General features: G+C 41.7%; 2 tRNA genes and 1 rRNA gene. All 3 read right to left on the reverse strand.

What is annotated here, in order from left to right:
* Positions 1-156: 156 nt before the first annotated feature.
* Positions 157-230: transfer RNA gene (locus F3J22_RS30280), tRNA-Ala, on the reverse strand.
* A 12-nt stretch (positions 231-242) separates the two neighbouring features.
* A tRNA-Ile gene (locus F3J22_RS30285) sits at positions 243-317 on the reverse strand.
* Positions 318-445: 128 nt separating this feature from the next.
* Positions 446-511 (reverse strand): 16S ribosomal RNA (locus F3J22_RS30290); the annotation flags it as partial.

A 511-nucleotide genomic window follows, 5' to 3' on the forward strand; every position in this document is an offset into this window, starting at 1 on the left:
TGTGAATCAAACTATCACTAATTTGATTCGTGCTGTTGTTTCCATTCTTTCAAAGAACTTTCGATTACTCTGTAGTAACCGTTGTTAATGTATGAGATCCGATCTCTGTGCCCTTCCGGCGTACATTCATTATTTTATTTCAAGAACTAAAAAAAGTGGAGGATAACGGATTCGAACCGTTGACCCCCTGCGTGCAAGGCAGGTGCTCTAGCCAGCTGAGCTAATCCCCCAACAATTATTTGTAGACCCGAGCAGATTTGAACTGCTGACCCCTACATTATCAGTGTAGTGCTCTAACCAGGCTGAGCTACGGATCTGTCTAAGGGTACCAATCTGATATCTTAATTTCACTTTTCGATCTCACTATATCATTTGGCGATCTTATTATAAAGAACTACTTATTTGAAAGAAGAAGGAAACAACAGCTCAGGTTAATGAGCTCTAAAAAGGAGGTATTCCAGCCGCACCTTCCGATACGGCTACCTTGTTACGACTTAGCCCCAATTACCGA

Source organism: Chitinophaga sp. Cy-1792, from assembly GCF_011752935.1.
GTDB lineage: Bacteria > Bacteroidota > Bacteroidia > Chitinophagales > Chitinophagaceae > Chitinophaga.